The sequence below is a fragment of the Chryseobacterium artocarpi genome, assembly GCF_001684975.1.
Classification (GTDB): Bacteria; Bacteroidota; Bacteroidia; order Flavobacteriales; family Weeksellaceae; genus Chryseobacterium; species Chryseobacterium artocarpi.
The window spans coordinates 621376-637715 of the sequence record NZ_MAYH01000045.1; the positions used below are offsets into that span (position 1 = coordinate 621376).

A 16340-nucleotide genomic window follows, 5' to 3' on the forward strand; every position below is an offset into this window, starting at 1 on the left:
GATGGAAAGATTAATTAATTATATCAGAGACAACTGGATGCTCTTTGCCATCGGAGGATTTTTCTTAGGATGGTTCGTTTATCTGACATTTACAGGAAATCAATTCTGTGATTGTGCAAAAACGGAAAACTATCGGGACGGAACCACAAGGAGTCATTCCAGAGCAGGATTTTACAGATACTATCACAAATAAAAAAATTAAAACTATGGACAATATTAATCTAATACCTATATTCAATTCAGTTCTATATTCATTCCTGGGAATTGCTATTTTACTGATCTGTTATTTCATCATTGAAAAATTAACGCCGGAAAAAACATGGCATGAGATCGCTCAGAATAAAAATATAGCTCTGGCTATCGTCTTTGGAGCATTTATCATCGGAATTTCAATGATTATAAGCGCTGCAATTCATGGATAAGAAGAGGATTCCTCTTGAACTGCTTTTATTGTTTTCTGTTTTTGTCATTGCGACATGTGGATTGATCTATGAACTGGTGGCTGGTGCATTGGCAAGTTATCTTTTGGGAGACTCTGTCAAACAGTTTTCCTTTATCATTGGCGTCTACCTGTTTTCTATGGGAGTAGGTTCCTACCTGGCAAAATTCATCAAGGGAAACCTTATTGATAAGTTCGTGGAAATTGAAATTCTGGTAGGAATTGTAGGAGGGATAAGTTCCGTGGTGCTATTTATACTATTCAATACGCTGGCTCATTTTGAGGCGGTTCTTTACCTGTTTGTATTTTTTACCGGATGTTTAGTGGGAGTTGAAATCCCGCTGTTGATGAATATTCTTAAAGACAGAATCGGTTTCAAAGATTTAGTGTCTAATGTTTTTGCCTTTGATTATATCGGGGCGCTTTTGGCTTCAATCCTATTTCCGTTGGTGCTTATTCCACATCTTGGAATTGTAAAAACACCTTTATTCTTTGGATTGATCAATGTTTCAATTGCAATATTTCTGTGTTTTTACCTTAAAAAAGAACTTTCAAAGCCTATATTTTTAAAGATAAAATCTATCGGAGCCTTTTTACTGCTTCTTGCTCTTTTTATCTTTTCAGATACCATCCTTTCTTATTCTGAGGAGAAGTTATATGGCGAAAATATTGTTTACACAAAAAGCTCTCCCTATCAAAGAATTGTTTTGACGAGAAATAACAGGGAATTCAGATTATATTTAAATAACAACTTACAGTTTTCTTCTACCGATGAATACCGGTATCATGAAGCATTAGTGCATCCTGCAATGTCAATGGCTAAGAATATTGATAATGTCCTGATCTTGGGTGGCGGTGATGGTTTTGCTGTTCGTGAAGTTCTGAAGTATAAAGATGTAAAAAAAATAACGCTTGTAGATCTTGACGGAGAAATGACTGATTTCTTCAAAACCAATGAAACGATGCGAAGACTGAATCAAAGTTCATTATCAAGCTCCAAAGTTGAAGTTATCAACAAAGATGCTTATATCTGGGTAAAGGAGAACAGGAAGAAATATGATGTCATTATTATAGACTTTCCGGATCCTTCCAACTACAGCTTAGGAAAACTATACTCATTACAATTTTACAAAGAGCTTGAGAGACTGACAACTCCGGAAACTAAAATTGTAGTTCAAACGACTTCGCCTTACTTCGCTCCAAAATCTTTTTGGTGTATAGAAAAAACAATGAACCAGATTTTTCCTTTTACATCAGCATATCACACCTATGTACCATCATTTGGGGAATGGGGATTTTCAATGGCTTCATTTGAGCCTGTTAATAATAAGATTTACAGGAGAATTCCTAATCTGAAGTATTATGATTATGATTTTTCACAATTATCTTACTTTAATAAAGATATGAAAGTCAATGATGTTGAGGTTAACCGTCTGGATAATCAGATATTAGTTCGTTATTTCGATGAAGAGTGGGGAAAAGTACAGTAGGAAAGATTTCCTGAGAACAGTGCTGTTAGGTGGTATGATGCTCCCTTTTCTGCAATACTGTGGAAAGAAGGTGAAGACTCTGTTGCTGAAAATAACCGGAACCGATCATGTTTTGGGACACAAACTATGGGCTAAGGATTTTCCACAATTTTCAGAAGTTATCCACACAAAGTATCTTATTGTTGGCGGTGGAATCTCAGGACTTTCTGCATGCAGATTTTTTAATCAGAATAATGAGAAAGATTATCTTCTGCTGGAAATGGAAAACCATATAGGTGGAAATTCCTCAAACGGACAAAATAAGTTTTCAAAATTTCCTTTGGGAGCTCATTATTTACCTTTGCCCAATAAAGAAAATACGGAAATCATCGAATTTCTAACAGAATGCGGAATCTGCCAAGGAATGGAAGAGACCGGAGAACCTGTTCTGGATGAATATCAGATGACTTTTCCACAGCAGGAAAGACTTTTTTATAAAAATTCATGGCAGAACGACATCGTTCCTCAGAAGGGAATTACAGCTGGAGTTCAGAAAGAGTTTAATCGTTTCTTTAAGTTGATGGATGAAATGCGCCAGAAGAAAGATGCTCTTGGAAATTATTGGTTTGCGATTCCTGTTCATGATTCAAGTAAGGAAGACGAAGCAATAAAGCTGGAAAAGATTCTTTTTAAAGACTGGTTGAAAGAATACGATTATAAGTCTGAGGAGCTGCTTTGGCTGCTGGATTATTCCTGTAGAGATGATTACGGATTAGGAATTGATTACGTTTCTGCTTGGGCTGGGATTCATTATTTTGCAGGAAGGAAAAATAACTGGAGTAAGAAATATAAAGATCAGGTTTTCACTTGGGCAGAAGGAAATGCGAGATTAACAAAGCATTTCGAAAAATATACGGAAGACAAGAAATTATCCGGACATTTGGTGTTTGATGTAAAGATTAATGATAAAGTTGAGGTATTAAGTTTTGATAATACCGGGAAGAAGACAAAGAAAATCATTGCAGAAAAGGTTTTACTTGCAACGCCACAGTTTGTGAATGAACGAATTTTAAATCATAAAAAAGCAGCTTCTTTTCAATATGTTCCATGGCTTTTAACGACTATAGTCTTAAAGAATGAATTTGGAGGAGATGAAGAACTGGCGTGGGATAATGTCATTTACGGATCGTCAGGTTTAGGGTATATTGATGACCAGCATCAGAACCTTAACCAGATTATGGGTGAGAAAGTAATTACTTATTACAGAAGCTTTTCTACCAGCGATTGTAGAAAGGCAAGGAAGAAGTTGTATTCCATGAAAGAAGCAGAATTGAAAACTTTAGTTTTGGATGATCTGAAAAAAGCGCATCCATTGATAGAAGACTTTATTCTTGAAATGCAGTTCCATAAGATAGGACATGCGATGATTGCTCCCATTCCTGATCAGATTTTTGGAGAAAAAACGAAAGCTGCTAAAGAATCTATTGAAGGAAAAATTTTCTTTGCTCATTCAGATCTTTCCGGAATCTCTATTTTTGAAGAAGCTTTTTATCAGGGACTCAGAACAGCCCGACAAATGATGTAAAATGTATATGAAACAACCTTGGATACATAATGCAAAAACAGATTGGTGGTTTATTTTATCACCACCATTTCTGGTATTGCTAATTATTTTTCTGTTTCAGAAACAAATTCAGGGATTGGAAGATCATTATTCCTTTTACACATGGCTGCTGCTCATTGTTTTTGTAGATGTGGCTCACGTGTATTCTACTTTGTTTAAGACTTATTTTGTGAAAGGAGAGCTACAGAAACGAAAGTTACTGTACTTTGGAATTCCTGTTATAAGTTGGGTATTGGGAATTGCATTATTTCAATTTGGAAGCCTGACGTTTTGGTCTGTCTTAGCTTTGATTGCCGTTTTTCATTTTATACGTCAACAGTACGGTTTTATGAGAATTTATGCACGTTTTGAACCTAATAATTGGAGCAAGAGAATAGATGAGGTTGCCGTTTATGCAGCTACCATTTATCCAATGCTATATTGGTTTAAAACTCCACGAGCATTTACCTGGTTTGTAGATAATGAATTTGAATGGTTTAAAACTCTTCCGGATTATGTTAGTTTTATAACTGTTCTGTATGTGATCATTCTTACGGCTTGGGTCACTAAGACAATTGTAGAAGCTTTTAAGACCAAGTCACTTAATATTCCTAAAACCGCTCTCATTTCAGGAACATTCTTTTCCTGGTATTTTGGAATTGTATATTTTAATAATGATCTGCTTTTCACTTTCCTGAATGTTGTTTCCCACGGAATTCCTTACATAGCTTTAGTCTATATCCGTGAAATAGAACAGAAAGGCAATCATCAATTAAACTGGATGAAAATTTTTAAATCCTTTTCAGGAATCTTCCTCTTTGTAGGTATTATTTTATGCTTTGCCCTTTTGGAAGAATTTCTATGGGAAACCCTTGTCTGGAATGAACACTTTTCACTAGATTTTACTGTTTCAGAACATTTATTACAGTTTTTAGTTCCTTTACTGGTAGTTCCACAGCTTACTCATTATCTTTTGGATGGATTTATCTGGAGAAAACCTAAAGGGGCTCACTGAAAGGATCTTTTATTGATCAATTTTCTTTAGAAATGACTCAATTTTCTTCATAAGAAAAATATTATTTGGCTTTTTATCCCAATCCAAATGACCTCCGTTAAATTCATAAGATTCATGGATAATATTATTTTTAGTAAATACCGAATCTAAAATTTTATTCTGGCTTAGAGGGATTACATTATCTGACGTTCCGTAGTAGGAAAGCGTAGGAGATGATTTTGTTGTAATCCAATGAACTGGACTTGCAAATTCAATTGTTGATGTACCGGTAGGTAATATTTTAGGATCAATCAAATGTTTTTCTACAAAAGAATATTCATTATAATTTTTAAATCCAGAATCGGAAAGATCTGCCGGACCTACAATATTAATAACAGCTTTTACATTTTTATCATAATCAAAATAATAAGAGTAAAGCATTGACAAATGTCCGCCTGCACTATTTCCTAAAAGAATCAGTTTGGGAGTATAATTAAGCTTTTTCTTCAATAGAGAAATTACTTCTTGTATATCATTTGTTTGGTTGGGAATACCATATTGCTGGGTAGAAGCTAGTCTGTAATTCATATTGACAAAAATATGATCAGGAAACTTTTCCATCATACAAAGAGTGAAGAATGTAAGTTGAGACTTATTTCCACCATGCCAGCCTCCACCATGAATAATAATGAAGGCGTCTCGTTGTTTTTGAGATTTTGCATCCGGAACATACAGATCCAGCGTTTGATCAGCATTGCTCCCGTAAGAAATATTTTCCTCTTTATTAAAGTTGATACTATTGCCAATAGTTACCTTCTTCTTTTTACATGCTGTGAACAGAGAAATGATCATGACCGTTATAATGTAGACTAAACTTTTTTTCATACAATTAAAGATAAAAAACCTGCCGATAAATCAACAGGTTTGGATACAAAATAATTTGAATATGAAGAAAGATAGTTTCTATCTTGTTCTGCTTTTGATGGAATCGGAAGCTCCTTCGATATCTCTTACTTTTTTAATTTTTTTATTCCCGAAGGTATACGTAAGACTTAAAGTAACGTTTCTTTGATATCGGTTCTGGTGGATGTAATTGTAATTTCCATTGGTCTGATAATCATCGATTTCTACAATATTGGTTTTTAAAATATCATTGGCATTCAGAGCAAAGGTCCAGTCGTTCCAATTTTTCTTAATGCTGATGTCAAGACTTGCTAAACTACGGATCTGTCCCAGCTCAACCTGTTGCTTATCAATGAAGAAGAAATTCACTCCAAGAAACCAAGATTTTGCTTTATCAAGACGGATGGTATTGTTCGTCTGGATCAAAAGGCTGGTAGAATTTATCGTATTATTGTAAATAAGAGGCTTTCCTTCCTCATCTACAAATCGATCTCCGGTAGTAGGGTCCATATCCAGGCTTCCGTTATTTCTGTTATGCTGAGCTCCAATGCTGAAATTGGTAGTCCAGTACTGTTTGAAGAATGATTTCTGGATTCCAATCATTGCAGACATTTCCTGCTTATCTCCAAAGTTCGTTCTGATATATCGTAAAGCAAGATTTTTTCCTACCTCTCCATTAGGATGTTCAGGATATCCCTGCAAAGGAACCTGAGTAATAACATCCTTAATATATGAATGATTTAAAACTACGAAATATGAATTCTTATACATGTACATCAGCTCCTGATTATAAGTTGAAGAAGCCTTTACAAATGGGTTGTTTTGGGTGTAATTATCATCTGTTAGCTTATTCACCACCGGGTTAATTTCCCAGAAGCTTGGTCTTCTCATTCTACTTGAAAATGAATAAGAAAGATTATTCTTATCATTAATGGCATAGTTAAGACTCAGATAAGGAAGGAAATTATTGTAGTTTCTTTCAATTCTTTTAAGAGACTCTACTCCTGCAGGTGGATTATCAGAAGTTCCTAAACTGTTGGTGATCTCATATCTTGCTCCAACTTTTCCGGAAAGTTTATCAGAAAACTTTTTTTCAGCAGTTAGGTAAAAACCATAGATGTTTTCATCATAAACAAAATGATTAGGTGCTGATTTTGGTGGTTTTGAAGGATCAAGAAAATAAGTATCGCTTTTAGTATCGTTATCTGTTTTGGTCTTATTATAATTTCCACCTACAGAAATTGTCAGATCATTTTTAAACTTCTGGATGTAATCTACCATTCCTGAAAAGTTGTTGATAATCTGAGGAAGTTCCTGAAACAGCTGAATAGATTTATTCTTTACAGTTCTGTTGATATCAGATTCAAAAGTATTGTTATCTGTAAACTGAAATCTTTTATAATTCAGATAAGCCGCATTCACATTCAATTTACTGCCTAAAGAATCTGTTTTTAATTCATAATTCAAATTCAGGGAATTATTATATGATCTCGAATCCTCTTTATTTTTAGACCATGTGTAAAAAGTTCCGTCTTTATTGATAATTGTATTAAAGAGATTTACAGTAGAATTGTAGCTTTTATTTGCCCAGGTATTCCAGGATAATGCTAAGTTGCTGTTATCATTTAATTGGTAGTCAATATTCAGATAACCACCAATATTTTTGTTAGGATCATCAATATCACCAGTTGATTCGTTGGATGCTTTGTCACTGCTGTTTTTCAGAGTGTAAGTTTGAGCTTCAATATTCTCGCCACCACTAAGGCTTGCACTTATTCCCAGTTTATCCTTTCTGTAGTTGGCTGAAAAGCTTGCCTGGCTCCCGTTGTACTTAGCTTGTGTGTTTGAAAATCTCATGTTTCCGTTAAGACCATCACTCATTTTTTTCTTTAAAACAATATTGATGATTCCGTCAGAAGATTCTACCTGATATTCACTTCCGGGAACTGTGATCACTTCAATTTTCTGAATATTTTCTGCTGGAGTATTTTTCAGGAATTGTGCCAATGATTCAGCATCCATATTGGATTTTCTTCCGTTGATGAAAATCAGTACATTATTTTTCCCAGCAATTTTCAACGTTTTATCATCTGTTGAGGATAGTAACGGAGTCTGTTTCAAGAGATCAAAAGTAGTATTTCCTTTCGCAACAGGAGAAGCAGAAACATCATAAACCAGACGGTCACTTTGTTTTTTGAATACCTGTTTGGTGATGGTAATACCTTCTATATTTTTGGTTTTTGTCGTGTCAGATTTCTTTTCCTGAGCAAAAGCGTAGGTCCCGAAGATGACAGCTATTGACAAAAGAATGCGTTTCATGTTGTTTTCTTTAAGAGTGGTTAAGTGAAGTAAGTTTTTATAGATTAGGTTCTTGATTTTACAGCGTCATTTGCTGATTTCATTTCCCTTGCTTTTTTCAGTTTCTGATTTCCGAAATTATAAGTAACACCAATGCTTATTAATCTTGGATAATTGAAATTCGTAATGTTATTATACTTTCCGTTCGGCTGTATTCCGTTTACTCTGTAATACCCTTGGTTGAACAAGTCATTAGCTTCCGCAAGAATCGTCCAGTCACCTATAATTTTCTTCAGGCTGATATCTACACTCTGTCTTACACCAATTGTACCACCTTCCATTGCTACCTTACTTCCGAAGAAATAATTTACTCCCAAGAACCAATCCTTTTTCGAAGAAAGACGAATAGTGTTGTTGATGGTAGCAGACATATTATAGTTTTTAACATCAACAATATATGGCTCAAGTTCTTCCGTTTCGTATTCTCCTAATTGAGATGTCGGATCTTCCCAAACTCCACCTGAGTATGTAACGTATCCCAGATTGACAGAATAGTTGGTTGTCCATATATCTTTGAACCAAGATTTGTTCATCCCAAGCGTTAAACTAAGCTCTCTGTTTTTCCCATAATTGGTTCTTATATATCTTAGAAATCTTGTTGTTTCCATGATCATATTTCCATGTTCATCATACATGATCTTTCCGTCCTCATCTCTTTTAGGTTTTGTTGAGGTCCCTTGTAAAGGAAGCAGATCAGAAGCAGCTGCATCTTCTACCATATTAAAGCTGAGGTTAGCATAGAATGCATTTTTGTACATATAATTAAGCTCCTGATTATAGAATTTTGCTGCCAGTACAAAAGGATTATTCTGAGTGTAATTGTTTGGAGTAAAATAAGTTCTGGAAGGGTTCAGTTCCCAGAATCTTGGTCTTCTCACTCTGCTGGAAAAAGTATAGCTTAAATTATGGTCTGAATTGATGGCATAATTTAAATTCAGATAAGGAAGTATGTTATTATAATTTCTTTCAAATGATGTTTTCTCAAGAATCTCTCCATTACTTCTTGTCATTTCATATCTGGCACCTACCTTTCCGGATAACTTTTCAGTCAGCTTTCTGTCATAGTTGATGTAAAGTCCTAAAATATTTTCTTTGTAAATGAAATGATTGGTCTGTTTTGTATCTATTACAAACTCATTATTCTCCAGTCTGTCCTGTCTTGTATCATTGTCAGTATGAGTATGATTATAGCTGATTCCCATTAGCCATGTAGCACCTTTTGAGGTCTTTTTCAGATAATCTATATTAGCAGCATAGTTATTAATGATTTGAGGAACAGATTGTCGTAAAGCAGAATATTTAGGTTGATCCTCTTCCTTCTTATCTTTATCTATATATAAAGGAAAACTCTCATTGAAACTTACTTTATCCCTGTTAAACCATAGGTAAGAAACATTCGAAGTAAGCTTACTGCCTAATGAATCAGTTTTTATTTCATAGTTTAAATTAAAAGAATGATTTCTCGTTTGAGCATCTTCATTATTAACGGTTCTGTCCATTAATATTCCGTTTTGATAATTAGTCATATCCAGAATAGAATTGAAACTCTTGTTATATCTCATATTATAAGAAAGTCCAAGACTTTGATTCTTACTGATCTCATAATCAATATTAAAACCGCCGCCAAAATTTTTATTCGGATCATCATTATACCCGTAAGACTCATTTCTGAAAGTAGAATCTCCGTTGGAAAGAGTATATTTTTGTCTGTCAGTCCAGCTTCCCATTCTGAAATTTGAGTTTCCGGACCATTTTCCCTGTCTGAAATTGAAAGATCCTCCCGCATTAGGATTGTTGTAATAAGCCTGTTCATTCTGCATCTTCATCGTACCATTAAACCCATTATTCTTATTCTTTTTCATCACAATGTTGATGACTCCTTCTTTAGATTCTACCTGAAATTCACTTCCAGGTACAGTAATTACCTCAATCTTCTGGATGTCTTCCGATGGAGTAGACTTCAGCATTTCAATTAATGCCTCAGAATCCATATTCGTCTTTTTATTATTGATATAAATTACCGCATCAGACTTACCAAGAATTTTCAGCGTCTTTCCATCAATACTGGATATCATTGGAGTTTGCTTCAGAAGATTAAAAGTATTTGTTCCCTTAGCAATAGGAGAGGCGGCAACATCATATACAAGACGATCCCCTTGTTTTTTGAAAACCTGTTTCTTGATATTGACAGTCTCAATGGAATTTACCTTCAAACTATCTTTTCTCTGCTGCGCAGTTACAAGTCCTGTGAAAAATAGAGCTGCAATAAAAATTTGAGTTTTCATGATTATTATATTTTAGTTAATAGCTGGTATGGTTTGTTATTTAACATTACAAAGATATATAATAAATTTAGTATCATGCAATACAAAGTACTGAAAAATGTTTTTAAATTAATTTAACTAGCTGATTTACAGCAACTAAAAATTTACGTTAAAATATTGATTGCTTGACCTTTCTGTATAATAAGACAACTGTAACAATAAATTTGTTACAGCAAAAGATGAAATTTTATGAAAAAATAATTTATTCTCTATCGAATTTAGCCAGTTTTTTATCCACCCATACCGTAGCAAAAGGGAAAAATGCAGCTAATAAAGCGAACACAAAATCTTCATCATCCCAGTTATAAATTTTTCTTACAGGAATGCAAAGTAAAAGATAAAGTGTAAAAAATAAACCGTGTAGACTACCAATTACACTAATGAAAATAATAGAATAAAGATTTTCATCATATCGAATCCAGATCATAGCAACACAATATAATAAAACGCATGAAATGGCTTCTGCAAGACAGATCTGTTTAAACCATTTGATGAGTTTTCCCTGTGAGTATTTTGAAAAGAATTTATCAATGAAGTCCATTATTATAGAAATAAGTTGAGAGGTAAAAAGTAAGAGTCTTTCTCTGGCTTCCTGTTTATAACCTCTATTTTTCGTTTTGCAAAATTACTTATAAAAGTTACTTCCATCCAAATATTCAAAAACCTCAGGCGGTAACATGGGTCTTACATTCTTACCATCTTTGATCATGTTTCGGATTTCAGTAGCAGAAAGTTCTATTACCGGAGCTTTGATCATAGAAATATTTTCATGCTGTAAATACTCAGAATCTTTTTTCTCACCTTCAAAAACCCTTGGATAAACAATGATATGATGGTTCTTAATCAGAGTTTCAGAATTTTTCCATTTGTGAAGGCTATCCAGATTATCTTCTCCCATGATTAGACTGAATGAATAGTCAGGATATTTTTCATGAAGGTAAGTAAGCGTATCAATTGTATAACTTGGTTTTGGGAGAGAAAACTCAACATTCGAAGCTCTCATATTCGGATAATTTTTTACTGAAAGCTGTACCATATCAAGTCTGTTGTGATCCTTCAATAGCGATTTCTTATCTTTAAACGGGTTTTGAGGACTTACCACAAACCACAGTTCATCCATATCCGAATTTTCAAGAATATAATTGGCTAAAATAAGATGCCCGATATGTATTGGATTAAAAGATCCGAAAAATAAACCGATTTTTTTCATTTTTTGCTAGGTAGTAGAGAGTGGATGACAGGTAGCGGTAGTTTAGAATATCAATATTTTGATCACAGCCCTTATTACCTGCAACCTAAATCCTGCAAACTTACTTACTCTCTAAATTTTACATCCTTTATATTAAGATAATGAGTCACATTGCCTTTCCAGTGATTTTCTTCCAGAGTAAAAGCAAGATCGAAGTTTCTGTTTTTAAAATCTTCAACAAATTGTCCAAGTTTGAAGCCTACACATTCAATATTTCGTCCGGTAGATTCCTGTTTGATATAAAATTTAAGGTGATTATTATCCTTTCCCATAGTTTTTACATATCCTGAAAGTTTTTGATTGGTCAATGTAAAAATAGGTTTCATATTATGCGGACCAAATGGAGCCAGTTTTCTGTGAAAATTGATAAATTCTCTGTTGATATCATCAACTTTAATTTCAGAATCAATTGTGATAGAAGGTTCTTTTTGATGCTCCTTAATTTTTTCAGAAACAATTCTTTCAAACTTTTCTTTAAAAGCATCAAACTTTTCTTTTTCCATTGATAGTCCGGCAGCAGCATGATGTCCTCCGAATTTCAGGAAGTATTCCGAACATAAATCAAGTGCCTCATGCACGTCAAAATCAGAAACAGATCTTGCAGAAGCTACCATCTCACCGTTATTTCCATCAGTAAAAACCAGAGTAGGTTTATAATAGGTTTCAATAAGTCTAGACGCTACAATCCCGATTACTCCTTTATTCCATTCAGGATGATAAACAATGGTGGTGTGTTTTGTTTCCTGTTGAGATTCTATAATTTGATTCAGGGCAGAAAGGGTAGAGTTCATATCCAGTTCACGCCTTTCATCGTTGAGGTTCATAATGTCATCTACGATTTGATTGGCATGTTTCAGATTATCAGAAACCATCAGTTCTACCGCAGCTTTACCATGTGAAATTCTTCCTGCAGCATTTATTTTTGGTGCAATTTCAAAAACAATGTTGGAAATTTCAAAATGAGAAAGTTTATCTTCAGGAATAAGTAATCTTAGCCCAAGATTTCTGGTTTTTCTCAGAGTTTTAAGTCCCATTTTGGCAAGAACTCTGTTTTCTCCGGTCATTGAAACAATATCCGCAGCAATAGAAATAGCAAGAAGATCCGTCAACTCAAATAATTCAGCTTCCGGAAGTTTATAAATAGTATTCAGACCCTGGCAAAGCTTAAAGCCTACACCACAGCCGGAAAGTTCTTTAAATGGATATCTGCAGTCACTTCTTTTAGGATCAAGTACAGCAGCAGCATTAGGAATTTCCTCACCAGGAAGGTGGTGATCACAGATAATAAAATCTATATCCAGGCTGGAGGCATAATTAATCATATCAAGAGCCTTAATTCCACAATCCAAAGCAATGATTAATGAAAAACCATTTTCCTTGGCAAAATCAATTCCTTCAGTAGAAATTCCGTATCCCTCAGAGTTTCTGTCCGGGATATAATAATCAAGGTATTTTTTCTCAACAATTTTGCTGAGATAAAGGTACATCAAAGCAACAGCTGTGGTTCCGTCCACATCATAATCGCCATATACCAATATTTTTTCACCATTCTCAATCGCAGTTGCAATACGCTCTACAGCTTTCTGCATGTCTGCCATTAAAAACGGACTGTGTATATCGTTAAGGTTTGGTTTGAAAAATTCTCTCGCCTTCTGATAATTGTCAATTCCTCTTAGAACGAGAAGTTTAGATTCAAAAGTGCCAAAACCAAGTGACGAACTTAGTCCGTCCACAACTTCCTCATCGGGTTCGGGCTTGTAAATCCATTTTTGACTCATGTTCACAAAAATAAGGAAAAAAAATAGCATTTTGAATGGATAGAGAATGAAGTTTTGACTTAATAATTGTTAAAAAATGGTTATCTTCGTGCTCCAAATTTAAATGACTATGAAAAAAATTATCGTATGCCTGGCATTTTTAGGCGCAATGAATTCAATCAGTGCACAGAAAATTAATCTTGGTAAAGCTGCCGGAATAGTTTCTAATGGTGCAAAAGCTTTAACTTTTACAAACGAAGACGCTGTTAAATTATCCAAAGAGTCAGTAGATTGGATGGATAAAAACAATCCCGTAGCAGGACCCAAAGATCCTTATACTGTGAGATTGAACAAACTGTTTGGAAAACACAAATCACAAGACGGACTGAATCTGAACTATAAAGTTTATAAAGTGAAAGATATCAATGCTTTTGCTTGTGCAGATGGAAGTGTACGTGTATTTTCTTCTCTAATGGATATCATGACAGATAATGAATTACTAGCCGTAATCGGTCACGAAATTGGACACGTTAAAAATGAAGATACAAAAGATGCCATGAAATCTGCTTATCTTAAAGCAGCAGCATTGGATGCAGCATCGTCTGCTTCTAACGCGGTAGCTACTCTTAACGACAGCCAGGTAGGAAAGATGGCTAATGCATTTCTAGATGCTTCTCACAGCAAAAAACAGGAGTCTGAAGCAGATACTTACTCATATGACTTCATGAAAGCTAATAAATATGATGTAGTAGGAGCTTATACAGCTTTTAAGAAATTAGCATTATTATCGCAAGGAAGTACTCAAACAGGTTTTGAGAAAATGTTTAATTCTCATCCTGACAGTGAAAAAAGAGCTCAGGCAATTAAGAAGAGAGCTGAAAAAGACGGATTATGGAAAGATCCGGGAACAGTAGCTCTTCCAACAACGAAACTTACAAAATAATTATTTTATTTATTGTTTAAACGAAAATACCTCAAAGCAATGCTTTGAGGTATTTTTATATGATTATGTAGTCAGATTAAGAATACATTTTCTCTCTTAATTCCTTTACTTTTTTGTCAGCAAGGTATTCGTCGTAAGTCATTTCTCTATCGATGATTCCGTTTGGAGTCAATTCGATGATTCTGTTACAGACAGTTGACAACATTTCGTGGTCATGAGATGCCAGTAAAAGATTTCCTTTGAAGTTAGACAATGAGTTGTTCAATGTTGTGATACTTTCAAGGTCTAAGTGGTTGGTAGGTTCGTCTAATAATAGGACGTTTGCTTTCTGAAGCATCATTCTGCTAAACATACATCTCATTTTTTCACCCCCTGAAAGTACTTTACAAGATTTTAAAGCTTCATCACCTGAGAATAGCATTCTTCCTAAGAATCCTCTTACGAATTCTTCGTGACGCTCTTCATCGTTCTTAGTGAATTGTCTTAACCAATCAACAAGACTTAAATCTTCCTGGAAAAAGTTAGTGTTATCTAAAGGCATGTGAGACTGGTTTGTCGTAACTCCCCAAGCAACAGTTCCTTTGTCTGCTTCAACGTTTCCAGCCAAAATTTCGAAAAATTCTGTGATTGCTAAAGAGTTTTTCGAAAGTACTGCTACTTTATCTCCTTTTTTAAGGTTTAAGTCAATGTTAGAGAACAATAATTCTCCATCTTTAGTTTTCTCAAGACCTTTTACATCAAGGATCTGATCTCCGGCTTCTCTTTCCATTTCAAAAATGATGGCAGGATATCTTCTTGAAGAAGGCTTAATGTCGTCAATATTTAATTTGTCGATCATTTTCTTTCTTGCAGTAGCTTGTTTAGCCTTAGCAACGTTAGAACTGAATCTAGCAATGAAGTCCTGAAGTTCCTTTTTCTTCTCTTCAGCTTTCTTGTTAGCTTGAGCTCTTTGTCTCGTAGCCAGCTGAGATGCTTGGTACCAGAAAGAGTAGTTACCCGTATAAAGGTTAAGTTTAGAATAATCTAAGTCACCGATGTGCGTACAAACCGTATCTAAGAAGTGACGGTCGTGAGATACAACGATTACTGTGTTTTCATAATCAGCAAGGAAATCTTCTAACCAAGAGATTGTATCAATGTCAAGGTCATTGGTAGGCTCATCCAGGATCAATACATCAGGATTACCGAAAAGTGCCTGAGCCAAAAGAACCTTTACTTTGTCCTTGTTCTCAAGTTCACTCATCATTTGCCAGTGCATGTCATCACTGATTCCTACGTTAGAAAGCATGGTTTGTGCATCTGATTCAGCAGTCCATCCACCCATTTCATCATAGATTACACCTAGTTCTCCAGCTTTAATTCCGTCTTCGTCGGAGAAATCTTCTTTTGCGTATAACGCATCCATTTCCTCCTTTATCTCAAATAATTTTTTGTTACCTCTTAATACCGCTTCAAGAACAGTAAACTGATCATATGCAAAGTGATCCTGCTCCAAAACTGACATTCTTTTTCCTGGTTCCAAAGATACGTGTCCAGTTGTAGGATCCTGCTTTCCTGTTAATATTTTAAGGAATGTAGACTTTCCCGCACCGTTTGCTCCGATAATCCCGTAGCAGTTTCCTTTGGTAAACATAATATTTACCTCGTCAAAAAGAACTCTTTTCCCGAATTGTAAAGATAAGTTAGATACTGTTAACATATAGTTTTGTAAATTTGGCGCAAAAATACAAAAAGAATTTGGGTATTTCGTAATATTATAATAGTCAAGTTTTTAAATGTATCGTATTTTTTATATATTTCATTAACGAAATTTTAAAATGATGAAGATTGAAAAAACAGTTAGTATATTAAATAAAAGAGCCCGTTTTGAATATGAAATTCTTGAAGAGTATGAAGCGGGAATGGTTTTGACAGGTACAGAAATAAAATCTTTACGTTCTTCCAAAGCATCCATCACAGAATCCTTCTGTCAGTTTATTGATGGGGAATTGTACATCATTAACATGATGATTGATGAGTATAAATTGGGAACTTTTTACAACCATAAGACAAAAAGGGAACGGAAATTGCTCTTGCACAAAAAAGAATTGCAAAAACTTGAAAAAAAGTTAAAGGATGCAGGAAACACGATTATACCTTTGAAATTATATATCACTGACCGAGGTAAAGCAAAGGTGCTGATAGCGCTGGGTAGAGGGAAAAAGCTTTTCGATAAAAGAGAGGCGATAAAAGATAGAGAAAATAAACGGAACCTAGACAGAATATTAAAGAAAAGTTAAAAATCATTTGAAAAACTTTGTA

14 protein-coding genes are annotated in these 16340 nt (G+C 34.5%); 7 read left to right on the forward strand and 7 right to left on the reverse strand.

All coding sequences use genetic code 11. The features are described from left to right. Window position 1: 1 nt before the first annotated feature. From BBI01_RS22390 to BBI01_RS17685, 5 genes are read left to right on the forward strand one after another with little or no spacing between them, the layout of a single operon-like run. On the forward strand, window positions 2-193 hold the full coding sequence (locus tag BBI01_RS22390) for a hypothetical protein (protein ID WP_083190140.1): 192 nt from the start codon (window positions 2-4) through the stop codon (window positions 191-193). A 13-nt stretch (window positions 194-206) separates the two neighbouring features. After that, complete coding sequence (locus BBI01_RS17670; RefSeq protein ID WP_065396003.1) at window positions 207-422, forward strand: DUF350 domain-containing protein; 216 nt, start codon at window positions 207-209, stop codon at window positions 420-422. Next, window positions 415-1929, forward strand: coding sequence for a polyamine aminopropyltransferase (locus tag BBI01_RS17675; protein ID WP_065395934.1), 1515 nt, complete (start codon window positions 415-417; stop codon window positions 1927-1929). The genes BBI01_RS17670 and BBI01_RS17675 overlap by 8 nt, the downstream gene beginning before the upstream one ends. Beyond that, a complete protein-coding gene (locus BBI01_RS17680) occupies window positions 1904-3493 on the forward strand; it encodes an NAD(P)/FAD-dependent oxidoreductase (RefSeq protein ID WP_185114360.1) in 1590 nt (529 codons plus the stop codon). Before BBI01_RS17675 ends, BBI01_RS17680 begins: the two co-directional genes overlap by 26 nt. A 7-nt stretch (window positions 3494-3500) precedes the next feature. Further along, window positions 3501-4526 carry a hypothetical protein gene (locus BBI01_RS17685; protein WP_065396004.1) on the forward strand — a complete coding sequence of 342 codons (1026 nt, stop codon included), beginning with the start codon at window positions 3501-3503 and terminating at the stop codon, window positions 4524-4526. Between the two features lie 9 nt (window positions 4527-4535). On the opposite strand, the gene BBI01_RS17690 is transcribed toward BBI01_RS17685, so the two are convergent. The 6 genes from BBI01_RS17690 to recJ all read right to left on the reverse strand — a co-directional run bounded on the left by BBI01_RS17690 (window position 4536) and on the right by recJ (window position 13117). Continuing rightward, window positions 4536-5390 carry an alpha/beta hydrolase fold domain-containing protein gene (locus tag BBI01_RS17690; protein ID WP_065395935.1) on the reverse strand — a complete coding sequence of 285 codons (855 nt, stop codon included), beginning with the start codon at window positions 5388-5390 and terminating at the stop codon, window positions 4536-4538. A 78-nt stretch (window positions 5391-5468) separates the two neighbouring features. Continuing rightward, entirely contained in the window at window positions 5469-7727 is a 2259-nt protein-coding gene (locus BBI01_RS17695) for a TonB-dependent receptor domain-containing protein (RefSeq protein WP_065395936.1), read from the reverse strand. A 44-nt stretch (window positions 7728-7771) separates the two neighbouring features. Beyond that, window positions 7772-10051 (reverse strand): outer membrane beta-barrel family protein, encoded by a 2280-nt coding sequence (locus tag BBI01_RS17700; RefSeq protein WP_065395937.1) that lies wholly within the window; start codon window positions 10049-10051, stop codon window positions 7772-7774. A gap of 241 nt (window positions 10052-10292) precedes the next feature. Then, window positions 10293-10631: a DUF3817 domain-containing protein gene (locus BBI01_RS17705; protein WP_065395938.1), complete on the reverse strand. Its 339-nt coding sequence runs from the start codon at window positions 10629-10631 to the stop codon at window positions 10293-10295. A gap of 84 nt (window positions 10632-10715) precedes the next feature. Further along, window positions 10716-11300 carry a nicotinate (nicotinamide) nucleotide adenylyltransferase gene (gene nadD / locus BBI01_RS17710; protein ID WP_065395939.1) on the reverse strand — a complete coding sequence of 195 codons (585 nt, stop codon included), beginning with the start codon at window positions 11298-11300 and terminating at the stop codon, window positions 10716-10718. Window positions 11301-11404: 104 nt separating this feature from the next. Beyond that, a complete protein-coding gene (recJ, locus tag BBI01_RS17715; RefSeq protein ID WP_065395940.1) occupies window positions 11405-13117 on the reverse strand; it encodes a single-stranded-DNA-specific exonuclease RecJ in 1713 nt (570 codons plus the stop codon). 109 nt (window positions 13118-13226) lie between these two features. Between recJ and BBI01_RS17720 the strand changes: the two genes are divergently transcribed. Further along, window positions 13227-14039, forward strand: a complete 813-nt coding sequence (locus BBI01_RS17720; RefSeq protein WP_065396006.1) for a M48 family metallopeptidase — start codon at window positions 13227-13229, stop codon at window positions 14037-14039. Between the two features lie 76 nt (window positions 14040-14115). Here BBI01_RS17720 and BBI01_RS17725 read toward each other — a convergent pair whose 3' ends face one another. Beyond that, window positions 14116-15738, reverse strand: a complete 1623-nt coding sequence (locus tag BBI01_RS17725) for an ABC-F family ATP-binding cassette domain-containing protein (RefSeq protein ID WP_065395941.1) — start codon at window positions 15736-15738, stop codon at window positions 14116-14118. Window positions 15739-15859: 121 nt separating this feature from the next. Between BBI01_RS17725 and smpB the strand changes: the two genes are divergently transcribed. Next, window positions 15860-16318: an SsrA-binding protein SmpB gene (smpB, locus tag BBI01_RS17730; protein ID WP_034694839.1), complete on the forward strand. Its 459-nt coding sequence runs from the start codon at window positions 15860-15862 to the stop codon at window positions 16316-16318. The last annotated feature ends 22 nt before the right edge of the window (window positions 16319-16340 follow it).

What these genes read in the sequence shown, in the direction of transcription:
- BBI01_RS22390 (WP_083190140.1), top strand. Translation starts at nt 2, where the DNA reads ATGGAAAGATTAATTAATTATATCAGAGACAACTGGATGCTCTTTGCC.
- BBI01_RS17670 (WP_065396003.1), top strand. Translation starts at nt 207, where the DNA reads ATGGACAATATTAATCTAATACCTATATTCAATTCAGTTCTATATTCA.
- BBI01_RS17675 (WP_065395934.1), top strand. Translation starts at nt 415, where the DNA reads ATGGATAAGAAGAGGATTCCTCTTGAACTGCTTTTATTGTTTTCTGTT.
- BBI01_RS17680 (WP_185114360.1), top strand. Translation starts at nt 1,904, where the DNA reads ATGAAGAGTGGGGAAAAGTACAGTAGGAAAGATTTCCTGAGAACAGTG.
- BBI01_RS17685 (WP_065396004.1), top strand. Translation starts at nt 3,501, where the DNA reads ATGAAACAACCTTGGATACATAATGCAAAAACAGATTGGTGGTTTATT.
- BBI01_RS17690 (WP_065395935.1), bottom strand. Translation starts at nt 5,390, where the DNA reads ATGAAAAAAAGTTTAGTCTACATTATAACGGTCATGATCATTTCTCTG.
- BBI01_RS17695 (WP_065395936.1), bottom strand. Translation starts at nt 7,727, where the DNA reads ATGAAACGCATTCTTTTGTCAATAGCTGTCATCTTCGGGACCTACGCT.
- BBI01_RS17700 (WP_065395937.1), bottom strand. Translation starts at nt 10,051, where the DNA reads ATGAAAACTCAAATTTTTATTGCAGCTCTATTTTTCACAGGACTTGTA.
- BBI01_RS17705 (WP_065395938.1), bottom strand. Translation starts at nt 10,631, where the DNA reads ATGGACTTCATTGATAAATTCTTTTCAAAATACTCACAGGGAAAACTC.
- nadD (WP_065395939.1), bottom strand. Translation starts at nt 11,300, where the DNA reads ATGAAAAAAATCGGTTTATTTTTCGGATCTTTTAATCCAATACATATC.
- recJ (WP_065395940.1), bottom strand. Translation starts at nt 13,117, where the DNA reads ATGAGTCAAAAATGGATTTACAAGCCCGAACCCGATGAGGAAGTTGTG.
- BBI01_RS17720 (WP_065396006.1), top strand. Translation starts at nt 13,227, where the DNA reads ATGAAAAAAATTATCGTATGCCTGGCATTTTTAGGCGCAATGAATTCA.
- BBI01_RS17725 (WP_065395941.1), bottom strand. Translation starts at nt 15,738, where the DNA reads ATGTTAACAGTATCTAACTTATCTTTACAATTCGGGAAAAGAGTTCTT.
- smpB (WP_034694839.1), top strand. Translation starts at nt 15,860, where the DNA reads ATGAAGATTGAAAAAACAGTTAGTATATTAAATAAAAGAGCCCGTTTT.